At 58.1% G+C, this 2210-nt stretch carries 6 protein-coding genes; 4 read left to right on the forward strand and 2 right to left on the reverse strand.

The window, feature by feature from the left end; translation table 11 throughout:
* Together NTW95_15140 and thpR are read right to left on the reverse strand one after the other, a co-directional pair.
* A partial coding sequence (locus NTW95_15140) for a glycerol-3-phosphate acyltransferase (protein ID MCX6558740.1) occupies positions 1-134 on the reverse strand: 134 nt, incomplete at its 3' end.
* The gene (gene thpR, locus NTW95_15145) at positions 121-681 is read right to left on the reverse strand and encodes an RNA 2',3'-cyclic phosphodiesterase (GenBank protein ID MCX6558741.1); all 561 of its coding nucleotides are present in this window, start codon (positions 679-681) and stop codon (positions 121-123) included. The genes NTW95_15140 and thpR, both read right to left, overlap by 14 nt.
* Positions 682-807: 126 nt before the next feature.
* Here thpR and mobB point away from each other — a divergent pair, with 126 nt between their 5' ends.
* From mobB to NTW95_15165, 4 genes are all read left to right on the forward strand, one after another.
* A complete protein-coding gene (gene mobB, locus NTW95_15150; protein ID MCX6558742.1) occupies positions 808-1299 on the forward strand; it encodes a molybdopterin-guanine dinucleotide biosynthesis protein B in 492 nt (163 codons plus the stop codon).
* Positions 1283-1447, forward strand: a complete 165-nt coding sequence (locus NTW95_15155; GenBank protein ID MCX6558743.1) for a hypothetical protein — start codon at positions 1283-1285, stop codon at positions 1445-1447. Before mobB ends, NTW95_15155 begins: the two co-directional genes overlap by 17 nt.
* An 18-nt stretch (positions 1448-1465) precedes the next feature.
* Positions 1466-1864 carry a 4Fe-4S binding protein gene (locus NTW95_15160; GenBank protein MCX6558744.1) on the forward strand — a complete coding sequence of 133 codons (399 nt, stop codon included), beginning with the start codon at positions 1466-1468 and terminating at the stop codon, positions 1862-1864.
* The coding region (locus tag NTW95_15165; protein ID MCX6558745.1) for an aldehyde:ferredoxin oxidoreductase at positions 1861-2210 on the forward strand (350 nt) is incomplete at its 3' end. The genes NTW95_15160 and NTW95_15165, both read left to right, overlap by 4 nt.

The following is a 2210-nucleotide window of genomic DNA, read 5'->3' on the forward strand; positions in this document are numbered from 1 at the left end:
TTGGTGGCGCCGATGTTGCCGCTGCCCTGGCTGCGGATGTCCTTGCCTTCGCTGAAATAGAAGACCAGATAACCGAAGGGGATGGAGCCCAGCAGGTAGGAAAGGATCAAAAACGAGATTTCATGGCTGCTCAAGGGGAAACTCCTCTAAAACCTTGTAGAGCGGACCGGTCGGGGTCAGCCGGCTGCTGAAAAGCTGGAAGGAAGATGCCTGGCATTCGGCCAGCAAAAGGTCGTTTTTTTCGGCCAGCAGCGCGAAGAGCTTTTTGAAATCGCCGCGGGCCTTGTTGCGCCCCAGGGTGATGTGCGGGCTGAAGGGGCGGTCATCCCTGGCGATCCCCAGGGGAGCGAGGGCATCTTCGATCCAGGCGAACAATTCCGCCAGCGGCGCATTTACAGCCACTCCCGCCCAGAAAATATGCAGGTCGGCGCCATAGGGGAATTTGCCGAAGCCGGCGATGCGCAGGGGAAAAGCCGGCACCGGGGTCTTCGCGCCGCGCAGCGCCGCGGCCATCTGCCCCGGCAGCGCGTCGGGGACTTCGCCGATAAACTTCAGCGTCAGGTGGACGTTGCGGCTCTCGGTCCAGCGGATGGAACTGGCGATTTTTTTGAAGGGCAGCAATTCCCGGGCGATGCTCTCCCTGGCTGCCTCGTCCAATCGGATACCGAAAAAGGTTCTCATTGTTTTGATTATAATAGAAAGACTATTATTAGTAAATAGCCGAGCGCCGGAGAGCGCTTGGCTTCCGGGTCGCGTTGGCGGTTTCTGCATTGACTAAAACGGGCAACTGGTTTAATATTAGCCGCCATGAAAATCTTTTCCATCGCCGGTTGGTCGGGCAGCGGCAAGACCCTGCTCATCACCCGACTGATCAAAAGCCTGAAGGCGAGGCAGCGCCGCGTCGTCGCCGTCAAGAACGCCCCCGACGCCTACGCGCTGCAGCCCGAGGCCAAGGACACGGCCCAGTTCCTGCACGCCGGCGCCGACGAGGTATTCCTGATAGCCGGAAATGAATTGTTGCGCATGAGCCGGATCAACGCTCCCCAGGACCTGCTGGAAGACCTGAAATCGCGGCTGTTTGAAGACGACATTGTGCTGATGGAAGGCCTTTACCAGCCGGGGATACCGGTGATTGAAGTCGATGATGCCAGCCGGCCGCAAGCGCAGAAATTCCCACTGGCCAATCTCGCAGCCATAGTCAGCGCGGAAAAATGCTCGGCCGACCTGCCCTGCTTTCGTCCGGATCAAATCGCTGAAATCGGCGCCTTTTTGGAGGGCTATTATGAAGAACATCGTTGAACTGAAGGTCAACGAAACGACGATCGCCTTGAATCCCTTCGTGAGCAAGATCATCGCCAACGTGCTGCTGGGTGCCGTGCAGTCGCTGGACAAGATCCCGCAACCCATGCAAAAAATCGAACTTTCGCTGACCATGGATAAAAAATAAGAGGAGTTGCCAACCGCCATGAAATATTTAAGAACCTTTCCCGAAAAATGCAACGGCTGCAACGTCTGCATGAGCGTCTGCGCCAAACTTTATTTTAAAGAGGACAACCCGGAAAAATCGGCCATCAAGGTAACTGCCGCCGGCAAAAACACGTTTGCACTGACCGTCTGCGACCAGTGCCGGGACTGCGTGCCCGAGTGCCCGACCATGGCCCTGACCGTCAGCAAGCAGGGGGTGGTGATGCTCAACAAGAGCCTGTGCATCAATTGCCTGGCCTGCGTGGCCGTCTGCCCCACCTCGACCATGATGACCCACCGCGGCGGTCTGGCGCCCTTCAAGTGCATCGCCTGCGATGCCTGCGCCAAGGAGTGCCCGACCGCGGCCCTGAAAATCGAAATCAAGGAGATCGTTTCATGAGCGCCAATGAAAGCAAGCACGACATCGAGAAGATGAGAAAGGCCCACAAGGTCCTGAAGGAATTCACCTACGAGTTGAAGCCGGTGGTCAAGGGCTACAACGACCGCACCCTGCACATCGACCTGGCCAGCCGCGCGATCACCATCAAGCCGGTGCCGGCCGACATGAAGAAGAAGTTCATCGGCGGCAAGGGTTTCGACCTGAAGCTGCTCTGGGACGCGGTCAGCGGCGACACGAAATGGGACAGCCCGGAAAACGAAATCTGCATCGCCATGGGCCCCATCGCCGGCAACACCAACTACCCCGGCTCCGGCAAGTCGATCGTCACCACCATCTCGCCGCAGAC

It is taken from the genome of Candidatus Aminicenantes bacterium (assembly GCA_026393795.1).
GTDB lineage: Bacteria > Acidobacteriota > Aminicenantia > UBA2199 > UBA2199 > UBA2199.